The following is a 24,637-nucleotide window of genomic DNA, read 5'->3' as shown; positions in this document are numbered from 1 at the left end:
CCGTGGCGTGCGGGCGCGTTAGCCCACACCTGAATCCGCACACTCTCGTCGAAGGGTCCCTTCCGTGTCGAAACCGGTCGTACTGATCGCCGAAGAACTCTCGCCTGCCACCGTCGAGGCCCTCGGGCCCGACTTCGAGATCCGCTCGGTCGACGGCACTGACCGCCCGGCGCTCCTGGAAGCGCTCTCGGACGCCGACGCCGTGCTCATCCGCTCGGCGACGAAGATCGACGCGGAGGCGGTGTCGCACGCGCCCAAGCTCAAGGTCGTCGCGCGCGCGGGCGTCGGCCTCGACAACGTGGACATCAAGGCAGCCACCGAGGCGGGCGTGATGGTCGTCAACGCGCCGACATCCAACATCATCTCGGCCGCGGAACTCACGATCGGGCACATCCTCTCGCTCGCCCGCTACATCCCGGCCGGCAACGCGTCGCTGACCGCGGGGGAGTGGAAGCGCTCGAAGTACACCGGCACCGAGCTGTACGAGAAGACGATCGGCATCATCGGTCTCGGCCGCATCGGCGCCCTGATCACGGCCCGCCTACAGGCGTTCGGCACGTCCGTCATCGCGTACGACCCGTACGTCACCTCTGCGAGGGCGCAGCAGCTCGGCGTGCAGCTCGTAAGCCTTGACGAGCTGCTGCAGCGTTCGGACTTCATCACCATCCACATGCCGAAGACCCCTGAGACGGTCGGCATGATCGGCGACGACCAGCTCGCGCTGATGAAGAAGAGCGCTTTCATCGTGAACGTCGCACGCGGCGGACTCATCGACGAGGAGGCCCTCTACCGGGCCCTGACCAGCGGCACGATCGCCGGTGCCGGCCTCGACGTGTTCAGCACGGAGCCGCCGCTGGAGTCGCCGCTACTGAAGCTCGACAACGTGGTCGTCACGCCGCACCTCGGGGCGTCGACCGCGGAGGCGCAGGAGAAGGCCGGCGTCTCCGTCGCGCGCTCGGTGCGTCTCGCGCTCTCCGGTGAACTCGTGCCCGACGCGGTGAACGTGGCGGGCGGCATCATCGACCCCTACGTGCGCCCAGGCATCCCGCTGCTCGAGAAGCTCGGCCAGGTGTTCAGCGGGCTGGCCAAGAACAGCCCCATCACCAGTGTCGACGTGGAGATCCGCGGCGAGCTCGTCGACTACGACGTCAGCGTTCTCAAGCTCGCGGCGCTGAAGGGCATCTTCACCAACATCGTGAGCGAGAACGTCTCGTATGTGAACGCGCCGCTCCTGGCTGAGCAGCGCGGCATCGAGGTGCGTCTGCTCACGGATGCCGTCAGCGAGGACTACCGCAACGTGCTGACCCTGCGCGGTGCGCTCGCCGACGGGTCGCAGGTCTCGGTGTCGGGAACGCTCACCGGACCGAAGCAGATCGAGAAGATCGTCGGCATCGACGGCTACGACGTGGAGGTGCCGCTCGCCGAGCACCTCATCGTCATGGTGTACGACGACCGCCCCGGCATCGTCGCGGTGTACGGGCGCGAGTTCGGCGACGCGGGCATCAACATCGCCGGCATGCAGATCGCGCGCACCACGGCGGGCGGCAAGGCGCTCAGCGTGCTCACTGTCGACTCTCCGGTGCCCGACGGCATCCTCGAGACGGTGCGAGCCGCGATCGACGCCGACGTCATGCAGGCGATCGACATCACCGAGTCGTAGGCCAAGGACTCATGACAGCCGAACTCCGGTTCGCCCAGGTCGACGTCTTCGGAGCATCCGCTCTGGTGGGCAATCCGGTGGCCGTCGTCGTCGACGCCGAAGGGCTGTCCGATGAGACGATGGCTCGGTTCGCGAGGTGGACGAACCTCTCCGAGACGACGTTCCTGCTTGCGCCGACCAACGATGCCGCCGATTATCGCCTGCGCATCTTCACGCCGGGCGGTGAGTTACCGTTCGCCGGACATCCGACCCTCGGCAGCGCCCATGCCTGGCTCGAGGCGGGCGGCGTGCCGAAGACCGAGGGTGTCGTCGTGCAGGAGTGCGCCGCCGGACTGGTCGAACTACGCGTCGAAGGCGACCGGCTGGCGTTCGCCGGGCCGCCATTGGTACGTTCTGGCGAGGTCGACGAATCGACCGTCGAACGGGTCGCGCGCTCGTTGCAAATACCGCGAAGCGATGTGCTCGCTGCTGAATGGGTGGACAACGGCCCTGGATGGCTGGCCGTGCTCTTGCGATCCGCCGATGAGGTTCTCGCCCTCCGTCCCGATTTCGTCAGCATGGGCGACCTCCATGTCGGCGTCGTGGCGCCGCATACGACGGGTCACGAGGCCGACTTCGAGGTTCGCGGTTTCGTGCCCGGCCTCGGGATTCCTGAGGACCCCGTGACCGGCAGCCTCAACGCCGGGTTGGCGATGTGGTTGATCGGCTCGGACCGCGCGCCGCAGAAGTACGTTGCGGCGCAGGGCACGGCCCTGGGTCGCGCCGGCCGCGTGCACGTGCAGCACGTGGATGGCCGCTATTGGATAGGTGGGCAGACGCGCACGATCGTCCGCGGCACTGTCGCGATGCCCGCGGATGCCGTCACCGGTCGATCCTGAGCCGCTCCTACCCGTTCAGTACTCGTTCGGGTCGTCTCGCCGAGTCGTGTCGACCTGCTGACCGCTGTTCGGGTCGATGGTCGTGCTCCTGGTGATCCTCGAGGTACGCCTGCGCGTGATCAGGATGATGCCGATGATCGTGATGATGATGCCGGCGATCAGACAGATGTAGCCGACCATGTGCAGGTCGATCCAGCTGAGGTTCACGTTCAGGGCGAAGGCCAGGATGGCTCCCACCACTATGAGGAAGATTCCGCCGCCTAGGCTCATGAGGTCCTCCTTTGCTCGGGCGTCGTCGCGTCGTCTCAGCCGTGCTGTGTGCGGGCTTGCGCCGCGAAGACCACAGATTACGATTGCGGCACCTGGGAACGGGAGGGCTCGACCGAGCGCTTCCGGTGGTGTAGAGGCGACGACGCCGATCGAATCGGTCGATGGCTGGACGCTGCCTCGAGAGCCGGACAGCGGCCGATAGGCTGGTATCCCACGTCGGCGTCCCGCTCGGAGGGGACGTCGTGTGGTCGATCAGCAGGGGCGGACCCCGCCCACGACGCAAGCAAGGAGCGCCATGTCATCCGTCGTCAGGCTCGCCGTCATTCCCGGGGACGGCATCGGTCCCGAGGTCGTCGCCGAGGCGGTCAAGGTGCTCGACGCCGTGGTCGACCCAGCCGACGTGGTCTTCGAGAAGACTTACTTCGAGCTCGGCGCCGCGCGCTACCTCGCAACGGGCGACGTGCTCACCGACGATGACCTCGAGGCGATCTCCGGGCACGACGCGATCCTGCTCGGAGCGGTCGGCGGCAAGCCAGGCGACCCGCGTCTGGCCGGGGCGAACATCGAGCGGGGGCTGCTGCTCAGGCTGCGGTTCGCGCTCGACCACTACGTCAACCTGCGGCCGACGGTCATCCTGCCCGGCGTCACGAGCCCGCTGAGCGATCCGGGCGACGTGGACTTCGTCGTCGTGCGCGAGGGCACGGAGGGGCCGTACGTCGGCAATGGCGGCGCGATCCGTGTCGGCACCCCGAACGAGATCGCGAACGAGGTGTCGGTGAACACCGCGTTCGGAGTCGAACGGGTCGTGCGGTACGCGTTCGATCAGGCCGAGAAGCGGCGCAAGCGGCTCACGCTCGTGCACAAGACCAACGTGCTGGTGCATGCCGGCGGTCTTTGGAGGCGGATCGTCGACGAGGTGGCGGCCGAGCATCCGGATGTCGCTGTCGACTACCTGCACGTCGACGCGGCGACGATCTTCCTGGTCACCGATCCTGCTAGATTCGATGTCATCGTCACGGACAACCTCTTCGGCGACATCCTGACCGATCTCGCGGCCGCGATCAGCGGTGGCATCGGTCTCGCGGCATCCGGCAACATCAACCCGGACGGCGCGTTCCCGAGCATGTTCGAGCCGGTTCACGGCTCGGCACCCGATATCGCCGGAGAGGGCAAGGCAGACCCCACCGCCGCCATCCTCTCCGTCGCTCTTCTGCTCGACCACCTCGGTCACGAGGATGCCGCCGGTCGCGTTCGCGCGGCCGTCACGACCGACCTCGCGGAGCGGTCGACGCAGCGGAGCACGTCCGAGATCGGCGACGCGATCGCCGCTCGGCTGGCGGGCTGATCGCCCTGGGTACGTCCATCAGGACGCTCGGGCCGCTGACGTAATCTGTTCTCGACGCGCGGCGCAGCGCTCGGCGCGTCGACCGACCTCAAAGGGGACCACCGATGACCATTCCGCTCACTGACATCACGCCGCTCATGTGGCAGGTGACGCCGAACCCGGCGCCGCGCAGCACGGCGGAGCGGGAGCAGATTCTGACCGACCCCGGCTTCGGTCAGCACTTCACCGACCACATGGTCGACATCTGCTGGTCGGCGAAGGGAGGCTGGCACCGTCCGCGGGTCAGCCCGTACGGGCCGATCCAGCTGGAGCCCTCAGCGGCCGTTCTGCACTATGCACAGGAGGTCTTCGAGGGGCTCAAGGCCTATCGGCATGCCGATGGCTCGATCTGGACGTTCCGCCCCGAGGCGAACGCGCGCCGCATGCAGCGCTCTGCTCACCGGCTGGCCCTGCCCGAGCTGCCCACAGAGCACTTCGTCGAGGCCATCCGGCAACTCATCGCCGTGGACGGCGACTGGGTGCCGTCCGCTCCTGAGACGAGCCTGTACATCCGTCCATTCATGTTCGCCAAGGAGGCGTTCCTCGGCGTGCGGCCGGCAAACAAGGTCGCGTTCTACGTGATCGCCAGCCCGGCCGGCGCGTACTTCAAGGGCGGCATCGCACCGGTCTCGATCTGGCTCTCCGACGAGTTCTCGCGCGCCGGCGTCGGCGGCACGGGCTCCGCGAAGACGGGCGGCAACTACGCGGCCAGTCTGCTGCCGCAGTCCGAGGCGTACGAGCACGGATGCGCGCAGGTGCTGTTCCTCGACTCCGTGGAGGGCAAGTTCCTCGAGGAACTCGGCGGCATGAACGTGGTGCTCGTGTACAGCGACGGCACGCTCGTCACGCCGGCGTCGGACTCGATCCTCGAGGGCATCACACTGGAGTCGATCCTGCAGCTGGCGCGCGACCGCGGTCACCGCGTCGAGCAGCGCCCGGTGTCCATCGACGAGTGGCGCGCTGGCGAGGCATCCGGCGACATCGTCGAGGTCTTCGCGTGCGGGACGGCCGCCGTGGTCACCCCGATCGCGCAGCTGAAGGCGCGCGATTTCAGCATCGGCTCGGCAGACGCCCCCGCCGGTGAGCTGACCATGTCGCTGCGGCAGGAGCTGACGGACATCCAGTACGGGCGCGCCGAGGACCGGCACGGCTGGCTCACCCGGATGGATGGCTGAGCCCGGGTGAAGATCGCACGCTTCAGCCACGCAGGAACGCTCTCGTTCGGCATCCTCGACGAGGACGAACGGGAGTGGGTGGTGCTCGCCGGCGACCCCATGTATGCCGGCTACGACACGACGGGAGAGCGCGTGAAGCTGGCGGATGCCACGCTGCTGGCTCCCGTGCTGCCCCGTTCGAAGGTCGTCGCCATCGGCCGCAACTACCGTGAGCATGCGGAGGAGATGGGCTCCGAGCCCCCGGCCGAACCGCTCATGTTCCTGAAGCCGAACACCTCGGTGATCGGGCCGGACGACGCGATCGTGCTGCCGCCGCAGTCCGAGCAGGTCGAGCACGAGGGCGAGCTGGTCGTGGTGATCGGCAGGATCGGCAAGGATGTCCAGCCGCAGAACGCGCTCGATTACGTCTTCGGCTACACGGTGGGCAACGACGTCACGGCGCGTGACCTGCAGCGCAAAGACGGTCAGTGGGCACGCGGCAAGGGGTTCGACACCTTCTGCCCGCTCGGGCCCGTGATCGAGACGGAGTTCGACGCGGCATCCGCCACGATCGAGACGCGGGTGAACGGCGACGTGCGGCAGTCCGGCCGCGTCGCCGACCTGATCCACGGCATCCCGGAGCTCGTCGCCTACGCCTCGAGCGTATGGACGCTGCTGCCTGGTGACGTGATCATGACCGGAACCCCCGCCGGCGTCGGCCCGCTGGCCGCGGGCGACCGGGTGGAGGTGACGGTGAGCGGTATCGGCACCCTCTCGAACCCGGTACGCGCTAAGGGCTGAGCAGACCGCTCGCCCCTAGACTGCGGCCATGACCGAAGACTGGAGCGAGTTCTTCGTCGCCATCGCCGGGGCTGCGGCCGCGCTGGCCGGTCTCATCATCGTGGCCATGAGCGTCACGATCAAGGAGATCCTCGCCTCGCGGTCGCTGCCGTCGCGTGCCGCCACCACCGTCAGCTCCATGGTGCTGATCCTCGTGATCGCCGTGCTCGCGCTCATCCCTCACCAGCCCGACGTCGCGCTCGGCATCGAGATCCTGGTCGCGAGTCTCATCGGACTCGCTCCGCCTCTCGTCATGGTTCTGCGGATGGCGAGCGACTCGTCGTATCACCGCTCGGGGTCGTCGATCGCGCTTATCGGCGCTCTCTGCATCGTGCCGGTCGTGCTCGCCATCGTCGGCGGCGCCTTCATGATCGCGGGGAACACGGTGGCCGTGGCGTTGCTCGCCGCCGCGATCGTCGCGGTGCTGGCGAGCTCGATGCTCAACGCGTGGGTGCTGCTCGTCGAGATCCAGCGCTGACCCCGGTCAGTGCCGAGACGCGCTGGCCACGCCCGCCGCGCAGCGCCCGCAGAGCCCTCTCGACGTCGGCCTCGCCGTTCCACACGTGGAACGCGACGCGCGCCCTGCCGGCCCGACCCGATGCCACGATGCCCGCAGCGGTGAGGGCGCGCAGGTCGTCGCCGTCGGCGTCCGCCCAGGTGACGATGGCGCTGCCGCGGCTTCCCAGCCCGAGCCCCTCGGCAAACGCCTCGGCGAGTTCGACGTCGTGATCGTGGACTGCGCGGATGTCCGCCCCCGCGAACAGTTCCAGCGCCGGCACCGCTCCCGCCACGGCCTGCCACGCGGGCGAAACGTCGAACCGCCTGGCCGAGGCGGCCAGGGGAGCGGAGGGCCCGTAGCAGGAGGTCCAGGGATCCTCACCCGCGTACCATCCGGCGTGCAGGGGCATCAGCTCGTCCGCGAAGTCGGGCGTCACGGTCAGGAAGCAGACCCCGCGCGGCGAGCAGAGCCACTTGTATGCGTGGCAGATCGTGGCATCCACCGTCTCAGGTGCAAGCGGAAGCCAGCCGGCGGCCTGCGTGGTGTCGCAGAGCACGCGCGCACCGACGCGAGCGGCGGCGGAACGGATGCTCGCTGCATCCGCTACCTCGCCCGTCGCCGACTGCACCAGGGAGTAGACGACCAGCCAGGTGTCATCGGACACGGAATCGGCCAGTGCCGACAACGGTACGTGCCGCACCCGCACACCCCGGCGCTCGTGCTGCAGGAACGGGAAGACGACCGAGCTGAAGTCTCCCTCGACGCAGAGCACCTCGGCGCCGTCAGGAACGGATGCCGCGATCATGCCCGCGAAGACCGAGCTCTGCGAGCCGATGGCCACGCGCTCGATGTCCACGCCGGCGAGGCGGGCGAAGGCCGCCCTCGAGCGCGTGACCGACTGATCGTAGTGGGCCGGGCTTGCCGTGCCGGCGCGCCACAGGTCGAGGTCGTCGCGGATGGCGTCCATCGAACACAGGGCGGGTAGGCCGCCGGTGCACGCCGCCAGGTATCCGGCGCCGGCACCCTCGAATTCGAAGCGGAACTGTTCAAGCACCCTTCGAGCCTGAGCGACGCAAAGACATTGCACAATCGGAGGTATCCGATCGCTCGCATAACTCCCGGTTATGCTTCGGTGATGACTCTGCAACAGGATGCGACGTCGCTGGAGCTCGATGCCCACACGCTGCGCATCATCCGCGCCATCGTCGAGCACGGCTCGATCACGGCGGCGGCCGGTGCGCTCGGCTACAGCCAGCCCGCGCTGAGCCAGCACCTGAGGCGCACGGAGGCGCGCATCGGGATGCCCCTGATCGCTCGCTCTGGCCGTGGCGTGCGCTTGACCGAGGCGGGACGCGTGCTCGCTCGGCACGCCCGCACGATCACCACCGCACTCGACGCCGCAGCCGGCGAGCTGGCCGAGCTGTCTGGCTTGCGTGCCGGGCGAGTGCGGCTGGCTGCGTTTCCCACGGCATCGTCCACCCTGGTGCCGCAGGTGTTGCGCGGGCTGCAGCAGACGCATCCGGGCATCGGGGTGGGCTACCTCGAGGCCGAGCCGCCCGAGGCCGTCGAGGCCGTGCGCTCCCAGCGCGCTGACCTGGCCATCACGTTCTCCTATGCCGGCGACCGCGTCGATCCGCACGCGGAGGGCGCCAAGGGGCTCGTGGTCGTGCCGCTGTGGCGCGACCCGATCATGGTCGCGATTCCCTCTGGACATCCTGCCGCCGCCTCCGATGCGATCGCCCTCGCCCAGCTCAGCGACGAGAACTGGATCGCCGGATGCCCGCGCTGCCGCGGACACCTGCTGCAGCTAGCCGAGACATCCGGATTCCGTCCCGCGATTGCGTACGAGACCGACAACTTCACGGCGGTGCTCGGAATGGTGTCGGCGGGGCTCGGGGTCGCGCTCATCCCGTCATTGGCACTCGCCGTCTCCACGCTGCCCGCCGGAGTCGTGATCAGGCCCACCGCGAACCGCGACGAGCGCACCATCCAGCTGGTCGGCACGCAGGGGAGTGACCAGGTGCCGGCCATCGCGGCGACCGTCTCGGCCATCCTCGAGCTGGATGCCGCCGCCTGGTCCCTCGCGCCCGCCATTCCCGCCGGTTGAGTAGCGCCGAAGGCGCGTATCGAATTCAGTCCCTCGATCGGCCCGGCACCTAGCCGCCCGTAGACTTGAGGGCGATGTCCGAGACCTCCTCACCGGCCCCGTATCCGTTCAGCACCGCCACCGGAACCGACGTGCGCGTGCGCTTCTGTCCGTCGCCCACCGGCACACCTCACGTGGGCCTCATTCGCACCGCACTCTTCAACTGGGCGTACGCCAGGCACACCGGCGGCAAGCTCATCTTCCGCATCGAAGACACGGATGCCGCGCGCGACTCCGAGGAGAGCTACGAGCAGCTTCTCGACGCGCTCACGTGGCTGAAGATCGACTGGGACGAGGGCATCGTGACCGGCGGTCCGGACGGGCCGTACCGACAGTCGCAGCGCAGCGAGATCTATGCCGCCGTGCTGGACCGCCTGATCGATGCCGGACACGTCTACGAGAGCTACTCGACGCCGGAGGAGATCGAGGCGCGCAACGTCGCCGCCGGGCGTCCGAAGCAGCACGGGTACGACAACGGTGACCGGGATCACACGTCTGACCAGCTCGAGGTGTTCCGCGCCGAGGGTCGGCAGCCCGCGCTGCGCCTTCGTGTGCCGGACACCGAGCTCGGCTTCGACGACCTCGTGCGCGGCCCGATCACGTTCCCTGCCGGCTCGTTCAGCGACTACGTGGTCGTGCGCCCGAACGGCCAGCCGCTCTACACGTTCGTGAACCCCGTCGACGACGCGCTCATGCGGGTCACGCACGTGCTGCGCGGCGAGGATCTGCTGCCCTCCACCGCGCGCCAGATCGCGCTGTACCGAGCGCTGATCGACATCGGCGTCGCCGACTTCATACCGCAGTTCGGGCACCTTCCCTCGGTGCTCGGTGATGGGAACAAGAAGCTGTCGAAGCGCGACCCCGAGTCGAACCTGTTCCACCACAGGGAGCGCGGTTTCATCCCTGAGGGTCTCGACAACTACCTCGCGCTGCTCGGCTGGGGGTACTCGCACGACCGTGACGTGTTCACCCTCGACGAGATGGTCGAGAAGTTCGACGTCGCCGATGTGAACCCGAACCCGGCGCGATTCGACCTGAAGAAGGCCGAGGCGATCAATGCGGACCACATCCGCATGCTCGACACAGCCGACTTCGCGCAGCGCACGATTCCCTACCTCGTCGAGGCGGGCATCCTTTCCGAGCCGCTATCCGACAAGCAGCTCGCGATTCTGGATGCCGCGGCGCCACTCGTGCAGGAGCGCGTGCAGTTACTGGGGGAGACGCCCGGCATGCTCGGATTCCTGTTCACGGATGCCGCGGCGCTGCGCTACGAGGACGACGCGCTCGCGGGCCTGCCCGACAACACGGCCGAGGTGCTGCGCGAGTCGCTCACGGCGCTGGAGCGGCTCGGTGAGCACCTGTGGACGCACGAGGGCATCGAGGTGACGCTGCGTGCGGCGCTGATCGAGGTGCTCGGCCTGAAGCCGCGTGTCGCGTTCGGACCGCTGCGCGTCGCCGTGAGCGGCCGCCGGGTGTCGCCGCCCCTGTTCGAGTCGATGGAGATCCTCGGCAAGCCCGAGACGCTCGCGCGGCTGGAGCGGTTGCTGGCGCTCCGGAGCGAGTAGCGCTTCTACTCGCTCCGTCGGCCGACGAAGCGGTACGCCTCCTCGGCGAGCCGCGTCCAGTCGACGCCGGACGTGGGATCCAGCGCGAGCCACTCCTTCATCGGCGTGCCCTTGTTCGCGTCGAAGCGGATGCCGTCACCGGCATCCACGAGTTCGCTCACCCGCGCCGCGGGCAGCTTCACGACCAGTCGTCCGCGTACGAGCATCGCGAAGATGCGCCGGTCGACGCGTAGCGAACCGTTGCCGAATCCCGCAGACGCACCGGGAGGTACGACGCCGTCGCGTCCGATGAATTCGGCGACCAGGTCGTCGAAGCGGCCGTCCGCGTCGCCGGTCGCCCTGGCATCCTCCTGCGCCATGCGCTCACGCTAAACCCGGCCGGTCACGGCACTCAACAGGAATCGATCGCCGTTTTGGCCGGCGCGCCTCGCGTCCGGTAAAGTAGACCCTCGTGCCGCCCCGGCGGCACCGGTCGGGATCAGCTCCCGATCAGCGGTCCGCTCCTAGGGGTAGACCGGTGGGGTATGGTGTAATTGGCAACACGGCTGATTCTGGTTCAGTTGTTCTTGGTTCGAGTCCAGGTACCCCAGCCACATGCACGTTACTCGAACTGCCGTCAGGCGACCTGGCTCTGCGGCTCGATGAATGTCAACTTCCGTCCATGAACGGGTTGCTTTCGTGTTGCGGGGGCTCGTTCGGAGCCTTGCGCAGTCATCGAGAGACGGTACGCGGGACCTGCTTTCAACCGACGTGCCGACCACCCGTTCTCCCTTGCAAGCGCTTTCCCACGCTTGTTACACTCGGCCGCGCGCGCACCCCTGTTCGGGGGTGGAAACAGGCAGCCGCAGACCGGCTTGCCCTGAGGGCTACTCGAAGGAGAGTGACGCATGCGTGATGTCAGTCGACGAACCGTGCTCAAAGCAACAGGAGTGGGTGCGGCCGTCGCCGCCGTGGGTTGGCCGCAGATCCGCCTTGCCGCGCCCAGCGCCGTCGCGGCGGGCGCCGACGATCAGACGCTGCTCGCCAACATCACCGCGTCGTTCGTGGGCACGAGTGCGACGAACGCCGATCCGGTGGTGCAGACCAAGCTGACCGGGCTGTACCGCACCGCGAAGAGCAACCTGGCCGCCATGGCGACCGTACCCACAACACAGCTGTTCAACGGCCTGCCGCTGGGCACGAACGACGCGAACCTGACCAGCACCTACCTCAAGCTCAGTCAGATCGCGTTCGCGACGGCGATGCCGCTGCCGAGCGGATCGACCGTCCCCACCGATCTAGCCGGCAACACCACAGTGCAGAACCGCGTGATCGACGCGCTGAGCTGGCTCTACGACAACTACTTCGGCGACCAAGCGACCGGATACTACGGCAATTGGTACAACTGGGAGATCGGCATCCCGATGCACGCCAGCCGCACCTTGGCCGTGCTGCACGACCGGCTCGAGGCGTATCGCCCCGATCTCGCCGCCACCTACGTGCACGCGATGGACCTCTATCTGCGCAGCGGCAAGAACGGGGACGTCGATCTCGACTCGCGCTTCGACACCGGCGCCAATCTGGCCGACATGACGACGAACCGCATCGTGCAGGGCGCCGTGCTCGGCGACGATGCGCGCATCACGAAGGCCATCGCCGACCAACTGACCGTGTACGACACCATCGACCCGTACAACCTGCAGCACGGAGTCACCGACGGCTTCTACGCCGACGGCTCGTTCATCCAGCATGCCTCGGTCGCCTACACCGGCAGCTACGGCACAGGGCTGCTCTCCCGCGTCGCGGCCACGATCGCGATGCTCGACGGAACCGCCTACGCGAGCAACGCGAACCTGGCCGCTCAGGTCAACGGATGGATGTCCCGCACCTTCGCGCCAGTGATCGCGCAGGGCTGGATGATGGAGATGATCAAGGGCCGTGCGATCTCCCGAACCACCACGGGGTACAAGGATGCCGTCAGCGTCGTCGAGTCCGCCGTCACACTTTCCGCATACGCCGGCTCGCCAGGTTCGGGAGATCTGAAGTCGTACGTGAAGTACCTGCACGACATTCCTCAGGTCGCCATCGATCCGAACTCCTTCACGTCGCCGACCAGCGTGCAGCGCTACGCCGAGATCGTGTCGGATGCGAGCATCCCTGCCGCCGATCTCCTCCCGCAACAGGCGACGTTCGTGTTCAACGCCATGGACCGGAACGTGCACCGCCGCGCCGGTTACACGTTCGCGCTGTCGCGCAGCTCGACCCGCATCAGCAAGTACGAGTACATGAGCGGCGAGAACCTGCTGCCCTGGTTCCAGGGCGATGGAGCCCACTACCTTTACTTGGCCGGCGACGACCAGAGCCAGGCGTACGGGGTCGATTACGTGACAGCCGTACAGCCGTACCGCCTCGGCGGCGTGACGTCGCCGGTCGAGGAACGCAAGACGATCCCTGAACTGTACGGCGAGCAGTTCTACGACAACCCGGCAGCCGGATTCACGTCGTCATCGGTGTCGCAGAACACCTACGTCTACTTCCCACTCGGCACGAACGACTACTCGGGCGGCGCGCAGCTGGGCGCCTATGCCGTGGCCGGCATGGTGCAATCCGATGACGCGGCTTACGTCGCCAAGAGCCGTGGCGAGTTGCCCGATGACTTCGTCGCATATGCGAACTCGCGCTCGCAGAAGTCGTGGTTCATGTTCGACGACGAGATCGTCGTACTCGTCGCAGGCGTCACCGACCTGCACGGCCGAGACGTGCTGACGACCATCGACAGCCGCATCGCCGCGACCACGGACGACGTGTCGGTGACTGGTTCGCTGCGCGGAGGCGCATCCTTCGTCGGGCCGGGCTCCGCAAGCAACCCGCGGTGGCTGCAGTATGCGAATGCGACGAGGAAGACCGTCGTCGGGTACGTCTTCTTCGCAGACGCCGCGGTCGATGTCGGACTGCAGGACGTGCAGCGCAGCCGACAACTCGTCCGCGCATCCAACCCGAACACCATAGTGTCGAAGAACGTCTTCAGCCTGTCCGTCGCTCACGCAGCGGCCGAGAGCCCTGGTGCACTCGCTTACGCCATCGTGCCCGGTGGCGGAGTCGACGCGCTCGAGCGCTACGACGGATCGACGACCGGGCCGGTGATCCTGGTGAATTCGACCGACCTGCAGGCGGTGCGCCATCCCCAGCTGGGGCTGGTCGCTGCCAACTCCTACTCGATCGGCACGCACCAGGTCGGAAAGCTCTCGATCGACGGCGCCGCCTCTGTGATCGTGCAGGACGCCGATGGCGGACGCACGAGGATCGCGGTGTCCGATCCCACGTTCGGACGCGACGAGATCGCCGTGACCGTTCCTGGGCGTCGCCCCGTTGTGGAACCGCACGACGGCGTCACCGTGCAGTCCGTGACGGGCGGAACACGTCTGGTCTTCGCAACTCACCACGCCTACGGTGCGACTGTGACCGTCACTCTGCAAGGGCAGGGAGTCGTCTGACGGACGTTCCATTGTGCGGTCGAGCGGCCGGTGTGAGGCAGCGACGTGAAGCCGAAGTAGGACGCGGCGCTGCTCAGTGACGGGAGGCGGATGCCTGCCGTGTTGCGGACACGCGGGAACGTGACCCATGGCCCCCGACCGCGCCGGCCTGGCGCAGCCGCCGTTGTAAAGCGATGTACATCACGAGGCAGCCGAGGGTGAAGCCGAGCAGCATGGCCGTAGCGGCCACAAGGCAGATGCCGAGGTCGATCCCCACCCCACCAGCCCACACGACCTACTGCGCGATCGCCAGAACCCTTTCGAGGCGCACCAGTAGGAGGGACTCGCGGCCCGTGACTCAACGAGTGACCGAGGGCTCTCCCGGGTTCTTCCGGTTCACCGGCCCTTCGAAGAGGTGCACGACCTGCTCGACCGAGTGCCCCTTCGTCTCAGGCAGGAAGAAGTAGACGAAGAAGATGCCGACCACGCAGAGCACCGCGAAGACGATCATGGTCCACCCCAGCCCGAATCCGACCTGCATGATCGGAAAGGCCAGCACCAACCCGTAGTTCGCCAGCCAGTCCACGGCGGCGCCGATTCCGGATGCCCGCCCGCGCACGGCGGTGGGGAACACCTCGCCCTGCAGCAACCATCCGGTGCCGCCGATGCCGATCGCGAAGCATGCGATGAACAGGGCGAACCCGACCATGACGACGATCAGCTGCGGAATGCCGGAGAGGAACGAGGCACCGTACGAGCCGACGAGCAGGAACACGGCCATCCCGATGTATGCGCCGATCGCCAGACGTCGACGTCCGATGCTGTCGATGAAGCGGAAAGCGAAGTAGGTCGCGATCACATTCACCACGGCGAGGATGCCTGCGGCGATGACGCCGTAGATCTCCGACTGCACTGCCGTGGTTCCCGGATGGACGAAGTAGGGCGTCAGCAGGTGCGGACCGTAGTAGAACGCGACGTTGATGCCGGTGATCTGCTGCAGGATGAAGAAGATGCAGACGATCAGGAGTGCACGCCGCACCGGTTTCGTCCACAGGGACTGACCCGCGACGCGTTCCTGTTCCCTGCGCACCGCGACGGCTTCGGAATGCACCTCCTCGGGAGTCGGCTCCAGCCCTAGGAGGTTGAACGCCTTCATGGCCTTCTCCTCGTTGCCGTGCTCGAGCAGCCATCGCGGGGACTCGGGCATCCGTGCCCGCATGATGAGGGAGATGATCGCGGGGATGAAGCCGATGCCGAGCATGATGCGCCAGTCGACGGTGGATGCGACGCCCGGGGCGATCCACAAGATCACGACCGCGATCACGTAGGCGGCGAGGATGCCGATGGTGATCATCCACTGCTGGATGATGGCGAGAGACCCGCGTCGGCGCGCCGGAGCGAACTCGGAGATGTAAGCGGTCGCGATCGCGGAGTCGGCACCGATCGCGATGCCGATGATGATTCGCCCGATGGTGAGTGTGACCGGCTCGAATGCGAACGCGGAAATGAGGGAGCCCACCGCGAAAAGTCCCGAGTCGATCAGTAGCAACGACTTTCGGCCGAACTTGTCCGTGAGCGGCCCAGCCGCAAGTGCACCGACGAACGAGCCCAGCGACGCGCCTGCGACGATGATGCCGGTCGCAACCGGCCCGAGCTTGAACGGGAGGAAGACCAGCGCCGAGCCGATGTTCGATGAGTCGAATCCGAACAGGAAGCCGCCGATGGTCGCCAGCACGGCCAGATAGATGTAGAACCGGCCGATATCGCGTGTGTCGAGCGTCTCGAGGAGCCCGGCCTTTGTGTTCTCCATAATGCGGACGTTACGCCCGCGCGAGCCCGCATAACAGGGGGATGCGAAGGAGGCGGGACCGCGGTAGGGGCGATCCGCTACTTCAGGCGGACAGCGGCTCGTGCTCCTGGTTGCGCCTCGCCTTCCGGATCAACTCCGCGGCCGCGTGATCCCAGAGGAGCGACTGGCCGCATTCCTCGGCGCGGTCCAGGCGCTCGCCGGCCAGCGCCACGAACACCTGCCCGGCTCGCTCGATGAACCCGAGAACGTGGCGCTCGAGGTCGACCTCGACGAGGTCGTTGTCCCGCGGCACCACCACCAGGTTCACGGTCTCGATCCGGTCAGCATCGAGATCCATTCGCACACGCACCTCGCGCGACTCGGTGACTTTGAGGATGCTTTCCGCCATGATCGCCCTCCCTGTTGCCGGCCCGATGACATCCGCAGACACGGCGTTCGTCGTTGCGTCGCGCCAGCCAGTGCCACGCTCCATCGCCGACGGAAACACTCGGTGATGTCGTGCCGACCAGGGGCGGTCCGATCGGCGAATTCGTGTGGTCGAGGCGGCTGATCGCCACCGAAGAACCGCACTTCCCGTGCTACGCGTCGTGGCGGGTGATGTCAACGGTGCGACCGCCGACTCGAAGACCACTTTCAGAACGTCTGTGGCCGACTCCCGAACAGGGGCGGGATGCGGGCTAGACGACGGCCCAGAGCAGCAGCACGAGAACGAAGCCCATCACCGAGATGACGGTCTCCATGACAGACCACGACTTGATGGTCTGTCCGATCGTGAGCCCGAAGTATTCGCGAACGAGCCAGAATCCAGCGTCGTTGACGTGCGAGAAGAACAACGACCCGGCACCGATGGAGAGCACCAGTAGCGCGAGCTGCACGGGCGAGAGGTGCACCGCGAGCGGTGCGACGATGCCGGCTGCGGTGACCGTTGCGACAGTTGCGGAGCCCGTCGCCAACCGGATCAGCACGGCGACGATCCAGCCGAGCACGACGACCGAGAGGCTCGTGGCCACGGCGATCTTCGCGATCGAGTTGCCCGCGCCGCCATCGACGAGCACCTGCTTGAAGCCGCCGCCTGCACCCACGATGAGCATGACCCCGACGATCGGAAGGAGGCTCGCCCCGATCTTCTTCGTCAGGGTGGGCAGCGAGAATCCGACGGTCGTGCCGAAGGTGACCATGGCCAGCAGCACGGCGATCAGCAGCGCGGTCACCGGGTCGCCGATGAAGTCGAGCACGTTACGAGCGACCGACCCGGATGGCAGCCACAGATCGGAAGCGGCCTTGGCGAGCATCAGCACGACGGGGGAGAGGATCGTGATCAGCGTCCACGTGAACGACGGTGTGCGAGTGGCGTCCGGATCCTGGGCTCGGTGACCACCGGTCTCCGCGTCGGCACCCTTGCCGCCCACCGTGACGGCCAGCGCGGCACCGGATGCCTCGACCGGCACCCAGCGCGCCGCGAGCCGGCCGAACAGCGGGCCGGCGACCACCACGGTCGGGATCGCGATCAGCAGGCCGAACGCCAGTGTGATGCCGACGTTCGCGTGCAGCAGTCCGATCGCCGCGAGTGGCCCGGGGTGCGGCGGGATGAAGCCGTGCAACACGGACAGCCCGGCGAGAGCCGGGATGCCCAGCAGCATGGCCCTGCTCTTGGCACGGCGCACGGCGAGCATGACAACGGGGATGAGGAGCACCAGACCGATCTCGAAGAACATCGGGATGCCGATGATCCCGGCGATCAGCGCCATCTTCCACGGAAGCGTCGCCGGCCGGCCGCGCAAGAGCGTGTCGACGACGCGATCGGCGCCGCCGGAATCGGCGAGAAGCTTGCCGAGCATCGCGCCGAGTGCGATCAGTACGCCGACGTAACCGAGCACGCCACCCACGCCGGCCTCGTACGACGCGGTGATCTTCTCCAGGGAGATGCCGGAACCGAGCCCCACGACGAGCGAGGCGATGGTGAGCGCGAGGAACGCGTGCATCTTCACCACGACGATCAGGACGACCACGATGGCGATCCCGATCGCCGCCATCACGATCACGAGAGTGTCGTGGGATGTCCACGGCTGATGCGCGGCATCCGTCGCAGCTGCGGCTGTGGAACGCAGCGTCTCCAAAAGACTCACCTCAGGCATCCTTCCGGCGTGCACCGGCGCACGCGAGCACGTTCCATCTTGCTGTCGGAGCCACCCGAACGGGGGATGGATCGCCGCTCATCTTTGCCGACATCGCGGCCGGCCGTTCGCTCGTTCGTCAGCGGCGGAGGCCCGCCCACAGCCTCGACCACTGCTGCGGATCGAGGTCGCGGGGGAGCGTGCGAGGCGGAACACGGGCATCCATCAGCGCGCGTCGCACGTGCGAAGCATCCGCTCCGGATGCCCTCTGAACGACTCGAGGCAGCGTGCCGCCGGCACCGGTGAAGACCTTGTGCACGAAGGCTTCGTACGCAGGGCGCTGCCGGAGCGGGACCAGCGGTGTGCGGCGTCGGGCGATGGTGAGCAGCCCGCCGTCCACACTGGGCATCGGCGTGAAGCACCACGCAGGCACCCGCCCGTCGAGCCTGAAGTCGAACCAGGGTGCTGTCTGCGCCGCCATCATGGTGCGGCCGCCGACGCCGGCCCGTTTGCGGGCTACCTCCCATTGGGTCAACAGCACCGCGTGCTGCCAGCCGTGCGAAGCCAGAAGCCGGCGCAGGATCGGCGTCGTCAGATGGAACGGGATGTTTCCCACGATGACCGACGCATCCAGCGGATAGCGCGTGGCATCCGCGTGTTCGATGCGAACCTTCGGCAGCGCACGCCGCAAGCGACGAACGCGATGCTCGTCGATGTCGATCGCGGTGAGCGGCCTGCCGAGCCGGACGAGCTCACGAGTGAGGGCGCCGTCTCCGGCACCCAGTTCGAGGACCGGTCCGGAGGTGTCATCGACGAGCCGGGTGATCCGGTCGATGGTGGGTCGGTGGTTAAGGAAGTTCTGGCCGAGTTCGTGGCGGCCGCCATGGACAGAACGAGGCATGAGCGCGCTCCAAGAAGAGTGATGGAGCACCCCGGCGGAACGAGTGAGCGCGAGAGAGCGCGAGAGGCGGTCCGTCCAAGGTGCGGATGACGTCTTGGATGGACGGCGCGCTGGAACGTGTGCGAAGGCTGGCGCGCCGTCAGGCGCGGCGGTCGCGGAAGACGTACGAGAGCACCGTCATGCGCGCGATGCATATCGTCCCCATGCATACGACCGTAGCAGGAACGCGAGTGGCTGCTTCGCGCGGAGTCGGGCGGACGCTTGAGGATGCATCGAAGACGCTGAACGCTTCCTTTGCGTTCTCGCGGAGTTCGTCCGAGTGCCGTGACGCGCATGGGCGCGGAACCGGCGTAGCGTGACGCAGGTGCACCCGAGAGGAAAGACTGTCGCCGGGCCGGCAGCCGGTCATGGCGCAAAGGCACCGGCCAGAGGCGGCCGACACGGTGCGATGGCGGCGGCAGCGCTCGCCGCGCTGGGGGTCGTGTTCGGCGACATCGGCACGAGCCCGCTCTACGCGCTGAAGACGGTGTTCCTGCTCGACGGCGGCGCGGTGCGTCCGGAGCAGGACGACGTGTACGGCGTCGTGTCGCTCATGTTCTGGAGCATCACGATCATCGTGTCGATCAAGTACCTCGCCATCCTGATGCGGGCGGACAACGACGGCGAGGGCGGGGTCATGGCGCTCGCCGCGCTTGCGCAGCGCCTGTACGCCAACAAGGCCGCACGCGCCGGCGCACTCCTCGTGATCGGCATCGTGGGCGTCGCTCTCTTCTACGGCGACTCGATCATCACCCCCGCCATCAGTGTGCTGTCAGCCGTTGAAGGTCTTCACGTCACGGTCCCCGCGATCACGCACCTGGTCATCCCGATCGCCGCGGTCATCCTGATCGCGCTCTTCGTCGTTCAGCGTTTCGGAACGGGAAGCGTCGGCGTGCTATTCGGACCGGTGATGGTGCTCTGGTTCGTCGCCCTGGCCGCGGCCGGGCTGACCATGGTGGTGCAGTATCCGGCGGTTCTGCTCGGGCTGTCGCCCACCTACGCCGTGGTGTTCATGATCGCGCATCCGGGGGTGTCGTTCATCGCGCTCGGGGCCGTCGTGCTGACCATCACCGGTGCCGAGGCGCTCTACGCCGACATGGGGCACTTCGGGCGCTCGCCCATCCGCCGCGCCTGGTTCTTCCTCGTCTTCCCCGCGCTGACGATCAACTACCTCGGGCAGGCAGCGTTGATCCTGCACCACCCCGCCGCACGGATCAATCCGTTCTTCCTGCTGATTCCGGAATGGGGACGCCTGCCGATGGTGATCCTGGCCACGGCCGCGACGGTCATCGCGAGCCAGGCGGTCATCTCCGGCGCGTTCTCGCTCTCGCGGCAAGCCGTGCACCTCGGCGTGCTGCCGCCCCTCACGGTGAGACAGACATCCCAACGGGAGGGCGGGCAGATCTACCTCCCCGCCGTCAACTTCCTGCTCTTCATCGGCGTCATCGCCGTGACCCTCGCGTTCGGGTCATCCGACCGGCTCTCGACGGCGTACGGCATCTCCGTGACCGGCGCGCTGGTCGTCGACACCCTTCTGCTCCTGCTCGTCGCCCGCCCGTTGTGGCACTGGGCGTCCTGGAAGATCGTGATCTGCGCCGTCGCCTTCGGCGGTCTCGAGCTCACGTTCCTGGCCGGCAACCTGTCCAAGATCCTCAACGGCGGCTGGGTGCCTCTGCTCATCGCCGCGCTGGTCATCCTCGTCATGACCACCTGGCGCCGAGGGCGGCAGCTCGTGCAGAGCGACCGAAGGCGCAAGGAAGGGTCGCTCGCGCGCTTCATCGAAGACGTGCGCGCGCAGAACCTGCCTCGCGTGCCCGGCATCGCGATCTTCCCGCACCCGAACAAAGACACGACGCCGCTCGCGTTGCGCGCCAACGTGAAGCACAACCATGTGCTGCACGAGCACGTCATCATCGTCTCCGTCAGCACGGCGCAGGTGCCGCACGTGCCGACATCCGAGGCGTTCAGCTACGACGATCTCGGGTACGCGGATGACGGCATCGAGCATCTGAGCATCCGGTTCGGCTTCTCGGACAAGCCAGACATCCCGAAGGCGCTGCGGTCCGCGTGCCGGGCCGGCGTGCTGCCGCTCAACGCCGGCGACTTCACGCACGCGTCGTACTTCATCTCGCGTGGCGCCATCCGCACGACGCGGACCAACAGCATGGTTCCGTGGCGGCGCTCGCTGTTCGTCGCGATCGCGCACAACGCCGCCAATCCGGCTGCCCGGTTCGGCCTGCCGGCGCTGCGCACCGTCACCATGGGCAGCGACGTCGAGATCTGAGGCGTCTTACCGGTCGATGAGGCGCTCGCGCGTGGCATCCCACCGCCGAGTCCAGCCGAGTGCGTCGAAGAGGCGATCGAGCAGGATGGCCGTGAAGCCCCAGACGACGACGCCTTCGACGTCGAACGCGGGACCGCTGTAGCGGGATCCGCGGCGCTCTCTCACTGCAGTGAAACGGGACGCCGGGTCCAGCAGCTGCGACACGGGTACCTGCCACACGAGCGTCGTCTCAGCCGGATCGATGGCGCTCAGGACGATCGGGTGCTCCCACCACCCGATCACCGGCGTCACCAGGTGGTTGCTCACCGCGAGCGGGACCGGCGGGAGCGTCGCGAGCACGTCCACCCCGCTCGGGTCGAGCCCGGTCTCCTCCGCCGCCTCACGCAGCGCGGTCTGGGCGGCATCCTCGTCGCCGGGTTCGACACGGCCGCCCGGGAACGACACCTGACCGGCGTGCTGCCTCAGCGTGGCCGCGCGCACCTGCAGCAGAACACACAGCTCGGCCGGAGCGGATGGCTGCGCCTTCGCCTCGCTGAACAGCACGAGCACCGCGGCCGGGCGTTCGCCGCGATCGCCGACGCGGAGTTCACGGAAGACCGCCGGGTCGATGCGCTCGAGGAGGCCGGCCAGTTGGGCGCGGGCGTCGGAGACGAGGGGGTGCGGGTCGGGCATGCGCGGGCTAGGACGCGATCCGGCGGTCGCGTTCGGCGGACGGCGCGGCGTCGTCCTCGCTGATCGACGCCCACACGTCGTCGAGCGAGAGGCCCAGTGCTGTGGTGATCGCCGCAATCGTGGTGAACGACGGCGTGGCGATGCGGCCCGTCTCGATCTTGCGCAGCGTCTCGGGGGAGATGCCGGCCGTGAGCGCGACATCCACCATCGAGCGCTCGTTCCGCGCCCGACGCAGAAGCGCCCCGAGACGCTCTCCTCGATGCACTTCGACGGGGGACAACGGAAGTCTGACCATGACCCGATGATAATACCGGTATAGTATTACCGCTCTCGTCCATCCTGTTTTGTGAGGAACCCATGATCGAACTGCTCGGCCCGGATGAGCTTCGTCGCGCTCAGGCCAGCGGCGCCTTCGTCGGCGACGTGCTCCGACGGATGCGCGAGCGCACGAAGGTCGGTACGAATCTGCTCGAGATCGACGAGTGGGTGGCACAGGCCATCGCGGACGCGGGAGCGGTGTCGTGCTACGTCGACTACGCGCCCTCGTTCGGGCGCGGACCGTTCCGGCACGTGATCTGCACATCGGTGAACGACGCGGTGCTGCACGGGCTCCCGCACGACTACGCGTTGCGCGACGGGGACCTGCTCTCGCTCGACTTCGCGGCATCCCTCGACGGCATCGTGACGGACTCCGCGATCAGCTTTATCGTGGGCGACACGATCGATGAGGCGGATGCCCGCATGATCGAGACGACGCAGCGCGCGCTCGCCTCCGGGATCGAGGCAGCCGTGCCGGGCGCTCGCATCGGCGACATCTCGCGCGCGATCGGCACGGTGCTCTCCGACGTCGGCTACCCGATCAACACGGAGTTCGGCGGACACGGCGTCGGCTCGACGATGCATCAGGATCCGCACATCCCGAACTCCGGGCGACCCGGCCGTGGATACAAGCTGCGCCCCGGTCTGCTGCTGGCGCTGGAGCCCTGGGTCATGGCAGACACGGCGGTGCTGGTGACCGATCCGGACGGATGGACGCTTCGCAGCGCCACCGGAGCACGCACCGCGCACAGCGAGCACACGATCGCCATCACGGACGACGGTCCGGTCGTGCTGACCGCGCAGTAGGAGCGCGCCTACGAGTTCACCCGGATGACCTCTTCCTGGTACGGCGAGATCACCTGGTGGGTGATGCGGCAATCCAGGACAAGGAACGGCCGTTCGGTCGCCGGCGTCGCCGTCCATGCACGCAGGCGCTCGAGGTCGTCGAGGGTGCGCACGACCACGCCCTCGGCTCCGACGGCTGCTGCGAGTCCGGCGAAGTCCACCTCCGGGATCAGCATCGGTTCGCGCGCGAGCCCCTTCAGCCCGTACAGGTTCACCTCTGCGCCGTATGCTGCGTCGTTCCAGACCACGGCCATCCCGCGGCCGCCGGCCACGCGCACTGCGGTCTCGAGGTCGGCGAGGGCCATGAGCCCGCCGCCGTCGCCCGTGGTGAGCACGACCGTCGAGTCCGGCTTGGCGAGAGCGGCGCCGGCGACCGACGGCATCCCGAGCCCGATGGACTGGAAGGCGGTGCCGACCATGATCATCCGATCGGGAGACGCGACCGGCCAGTACATGTTCGCCCAGCCGATGAAGTGACCGCCGTCGGAGACCACCACGCGATCCTGCGGGAGCAGCTCGCCGATGCGAGCGGCGAGCGTGCGGGGGTCGAGCCGACCGTCGGAGGCGATGCCTTCACCCTCGGGGCGTCTCCTGAGCGCGTCGAGGTCGATGGTCTCGCGCCAGCCGCTCGGCGTCGCATCCAGTTCGCGCAACGCGTCGACCAGCTCCGAAGCGACGATCCGAGCGTCACCGCGGATGAATCCGCCGACGTTCGGATGCGTGGCCGCTGCACCGGTGTCGACCTGCACCACATGCGTCTCGGGGGAGAAGAGCCGGCCGAAGCGCATCGTGAACTGGTTGAGGGATGCCCCGAACACCACGGCGACGTCGGCTTCGCGCACCAGCTCCATCGCGCCGTCCGCTCCGAAGCCGCCTGTGACGCCGAGGTCGAAGCGGGCGTCGGGGAAGGTGCCTCGCCCGAGCGCCGTGGATGCCGTCACCGCTCCCGTCGCGGCGGCGAGGTCACCCAGCGCCTCGCCGGCGCCCGCGAGCCAGGCGCCCCGGCCGGCGAGCAGGAACGGGCGCTGTGCGCCTGCCAGTGCTTGCGCCAGACGTCGAAGCTGCGCCCGCGAGAACTCGTCGCTCGGCGCCAGCGGACTCGGGAGCTGAGGCTGCGGCGCCTGCGGAACGGGGCCGGCATCCAGCTGCGCGACGTCGTACGGGATGGCCAGCACGGTGGGAACGCTGTACGCGAGCGCGTGCTCGACGGCGATCGCGGTCGTGGCTGCGGCATCCGCTCGCCCCACCGTGTACGTGCGCGCACCGACCGCCGAGGCGAGCGCGATCTGGTCGACGTCCCACGGGCGCGGACCCGAGGTCGGCTCGTCGCCGACGACGAGGATGAGCGGTACGTGCGCCTGCACCGCCTCGGCCAGCGCGGTGATCGTGTTCGTGAACCCGGCGCCATATGTCGCGGTGCCCGCCGCGATGTGCCCGGAGGCGCGGAAGTGGGCATCCGCTGCGACGACCGCTCCGGCCTCGTGTCGAACCGGGGTGTAGCGCGCGTGCGTCTGACGCACGAGAGCGTCGAGGAAGTAGGCGTTGCCGTTGCCCATGACCCCGAAGACGTTGTCGACATGCGAGGCGAGGGTGATGGCGACGTGGGCGGAGACGGAGGGCATGGCAAAGCCTTTCGAGACGGAACGGAGGTGAATTCCGTATGTGTCTCGCCGACTGGCGCGGCTCAAGTGCCCCTTTTTCGAGCACCGGCTCAAGATCCGCCTGGGTGAGCACGAGGCGGCGAACCGGACGAGAACGAGAATAGCGGAGGGTGGATGTCGACCGGCTGAATCCGCTCGCGCTAC

Annotated in this window: 22 protein-coding genes and 1 tRNA gene; 12 read left to right on the top strand and 11 right to left on the bottom strand. The window is 67.8% G+C overall.

Annotated elements, in window-relative coordinates; translation table 11 throughout:
- Nucleotides 1-64: 64 nt before the first annotated feature.
- Together serA and ACTHNC_RS10385 are read left to right on the top strand one after the other, a co-directional pair.
- Complete coding sequence (gene serA, locus ACTHNC_RS10390; RefSeq protein ID WP_440294525.1) at nt 65-1,660, top strand: phosphoglycerate dehydrogenase; 1,596 nt, start codon at nt 65-67, stop codon at nt 1,658-1,660.
- Nucleotides 1,661-1,671: 11 nt separating this feature from the next.
- Nucleotides 1,672-2,538 (top strand): PhzF family phenazine biosynthesis protein, encoded by an 867-nt coding sequence (locus ACTHNC_RS10385; protein WP_440294524.1) that lies wholly within the window; start codon nt 1,672-1,674, stop codon nt 2,536-2,538.
- Between the two features lie 15 nt (nt 2,539-2,553).
- Here the strand turns inward: ACTHNC_RS10385 and ACTHNC_RS10380 are convergent, their stop codons facing one another.
- Nucleotides 2,554-2,808 (bottom strand): DUF6458 family protein, encoded by a 255-nt coding sequence (locus ACTHNC_RS10380; protein WP_440294523.1) that lies wholly within the window; start codon nt 2,806-2,808, stop codon nt 2,554-2,556.
- Nucleotides 2,809-3,103: 295 nt separating this feature from the next.
- Here ACTHNC_RS10380 and ACTHNC_RS10375 point away from each other — a divergent pair, with 295 nt between their 5' ends.
- The 4 genes from ACTHNC_RS10375 (at nt 3,104) to ACTHNC_RS10360 (ending at nt 6,664) form a co-directional block, all read left to right on the top strand.
- Complete coding sequence (locus ACTHNC_RS10375; protein ID WP_440294522.1) at nt 3,104-4,153, top strand: 3-isopropylmalate dehydrogenase; 1,050 nt, start codon at nt 3,104-3,106, stop codon at nt 4,151-4,153.
- Nucleotides 4,154-4,257: 104 nt separating this feature from the next.
- Nucleotides 4,258-5,367, top strand: a complete 1,110-nt coding sequence (locus tag ACTHNC_RS10370; RefSeq protein WP_440294521.1) for a branched-chain amino acid aminotransferase — start codon at nt 4,258-4,260, stop codon at nt 5,365-5,367.
- Between the two features lie 6 nt (nt 5,368-5,373).
- Complete coding sequence (locus ACTHNC_RS10365; RefSeq protein WP_440294520.1) at nt 5,374-6,147, top strand: fumarylacetoacetate hydrolase family protein; 774 nt, start codon at nt 5,374-5,376, stop codon at nt 6,145-6,147.
- A gap of 28 nt (nt 6,148-6,175) precedes the next feature.
- Nucleotides 6,176-6,664, top strand: coding sequence for a hypothetical protein (locus tag ACTHNC_RS10360; RefSeq protein ID WP_440294519.1), 489 nt, complete (start codon nt 6,176-6,178; stop codon nt 6,662-6,664).
- Here the strand turns inward: ACTHNC_RS10360 and ACTHNC_RS10355 are convergent.
- Nucleotides 6,627-7,739, bottom strand: coding sequence for an aminotransferase class V-fold PLP-dependent enzyme (locus ACTHNC_RS10355; protein WP_440294518.1), 1,113 nt, complete (start codon nt 7,737-7,739; stop codon nt 6,627-6,629). The genes ACTHNC_RS10360 and ACTHNC_RS10355 overlap by 38 nt on opposite strands.
- 81 nt (nt 7,740-7,820) lie before the next feature.
- Between ACTHNC_RS10355 and ACTHNC_RS10350 the strand changes: the two genes are divergently transcribed.
- Entirely contained in the window at nt 7,821-8,792 is a 972-nt protein-coding gene (locus ACTHNC_RS10350; protein ID WP_440294517.1) for a LysR family transcriptional regulator, read from the top strand.
- A gap of 74 nt (nt 8,793-8,866) precedes the next feature.
- A complete protein-coding gene (gltX, locus tag ACTHNC_RS10345) occupies nt 8,867-10,396 on the top strand; it encodes a glutamate--tRNA ligase (RefSeq protein WP_440294516.1) in 1,530 nt (509 codons plus the stop codon).
- Nucleotides 10,397-10,401: 5 nt separating this feature from the next.
- On the opposite strand, the gene ACTHNC_RS10340 is transcribed toward gltX, so the two are convergent.
- Nucleotides 10,402-10,755 carry a hypothetical protein gene (locus tag ACTHNC_RS10340; protein ID WP_440294515.1) on the bottom strand — a complete coding sequence of 118 codons (354 nt, stop codon included), beginning with the start codon at nt 10,753-10,755 and terminating at the stop codon, nt 10,402-10,404.
- A gap of 159 nt (nt 10,756-10,914) precedes the next feature.
- Here ACTHNC_RS10340 and ACTHNC_RS10335 point away from each other — a divergent pair.
- A tRNA-Gln gene (locus ACTHNC_RS10335) sits at nt 10,915-10,989 on the top strand.
- 294 nt (nt 10,990-11,283) lie between these two features.
- Nucleotides 11,284-13,869: a polysaccharide lyase family 8 super-sandwich domain-containing protein gene (locus ACTHNC_RS10330; RefSeq protein ID WP_440294514.1), complete on the top strand. Its 2,586-nt coding sequence runs from the start codon at nt 11,284-11,286 to the stop codon at nt 13,867-13,869.
- Between the two features lie 73 nt (nt 13,870-13,942).
- Here ACTHNC_RS10330 and ACTHNC_RS10325 read toward each other — a convergent pair whose 3' ends face one another.
- The 5 genes from ACTHNC_RS10325 to erm all read right to left on the bottom strand — a co-directional run bounded on the left by ACTHNC_RS10325 (nt 13,943) and on the right by erm (nt 18,673).
- The gene (locus ACTHNC_RS10325) at nt 13,943-14,125 is read right to left on the bottom strand and encodes a hypothetical protein (protein ID WP_440294513.1); all 183 of its coding nucleotides are present in this window, start codon (nt 14,123-14,125) and stop codon (nt 13,943-13,945) included.
- Between the two features lie 81 nt (nt 14,126-14,206).
- Nucleotides 14,207-15,658: a sugar porter family MFS transporter gene (locus ACTHNC_RS10320; protein ID WP_440294512.1), complete on the bottom strand. Its 1,452-nt coding sequence runs from the start codon at nt 15,656-15,658 to the stop codon at nt 14,207-14,209.
- Between the two features lie 82 nt (nt 15,659-15,740).
- Entirely contained in the window at nt 15,741-16,046 is a 306-nt protein-coding gene (locus tag ACTHNC_RS10315; RefSeq protein ID WP_440294511.1) for a hypothetical protein, read from the bottom strand.
- A 289-nt stretch (nt 16,047-16,335) separates the two neighbouring features.
- Nucleotides 16,336-17,793 carry a GntT/GntP/DsdX family permease gene (locus tag ACTHNC_RS10310; protein ID WP_440294510.1) on the bottom strand — a complete coding sequence of 486 codons (1,458 nt, stop codon included), beginning with the start codon at nt 17,791-17,793 and terminating at the stop codon, nt 16,336-16,338.
- 118 nt (nt 17,794-17,911) lie between these two features.
- A complete protein-coding gene (gene erm / locus ACTHNC_RS10305; protein ID WP_440294509.1) occupies nt 17,912-18,673 on the bottom strand; it encodes a 23S ribosomal RNA methyltransferase Erm in 762 nt (253 codons plus the stop codon).
- A 448-nt stretch (nt 18,674-19,121) separates the two neighbouring features.
- On the opposite strand from erm, the gene ACTHNC_RS10300 reads away from it, so the two are divergent.
- Nucleotides 19,122-20,996, top strand: coding sequence for a potassium transporter Kup (locus tag ACTHNC_RS10300; protein WP_440294508.1), 1,875 nt, complete (start codon nt 19,122-19,124; stop codon nt 20,994-20,996).
- A 6-nt stretch (nt 20,997-21,002) separates the two neighbouring features.
- Here ACTHNC_RS10300 and ACTHNC_RS10295 read toward each other — a convergent pair whose 3' ends face one another.
- Together ACTHNC_RS10295 and ACTHNC_RS10290 are read right to left on the bottom strand one after the other, a co-directional pair.
- Entirely contained in the window at nt 21,003-21,668 is a 666-nt protein-coding gene (locus ACTHNC_RS10295; protein ID WP_440294507.1) for an NUDIX hydrolase, read from the bottom strand.
- Between the two features lie 7 nt (nt 21,669-21,675).
- Nucleotides 21,676-21,963, bottom strand: coding sequence for a helix-turn-helix domain-containing protein (locus tag ACTHNC_RS10290; protein WP_440294506.1), 288 nt, complete (start codon nt 21,961-21,963; stop codon nt 21,676-21,678).
- 62 nt (nt 21,964-22,025) lie between these two features.
- On the opposite strand from ACTHNC_RS10290, the gene map reads away from it, so the two are divergent.
- Nucleotides 22,026-22,793: a type I methionyl aminopeptidase gene (map, locus tag ACTHNC_RS10285; RefSeq protein ID WP_440294505.1), complete on the top strand. Its 768-nt coding sequence runs from the start codon at nt 22,026-22,028 to the stop codon at nt 22,791-22,793.
- 8 nt (nt 22,794-22,801) lie between these two features.
- Here map and ACTHNC_RS10280 read toward each other — a convergent pair whose 3' ends face one another.
- Nucleotides 22,802-24,454, bottom strand: coding sequence for a thiamine pyrophosphate-binding protein (locus tag ACTHNC_RS10280; RefSeq protein ID WP_440294504.1), 1,653 nt, complete (start codon nt 24,452-24,454; stop codon nt 22,802-22,804).
- Nucleotides 24,455-24,637 lie beyond the last annotated feature (183 nt).

It is taken from the genome of Humibacter sp., from assembly GCF_051954055.1.
GTDB lineage: Bacteria > Actinomycetota > Actinomycetes > Actinomycetales > Microbacteriaceae > Humibacter.
This window is presented reverse-complemented; position numbering and strand designations above follow the sequence as displayed.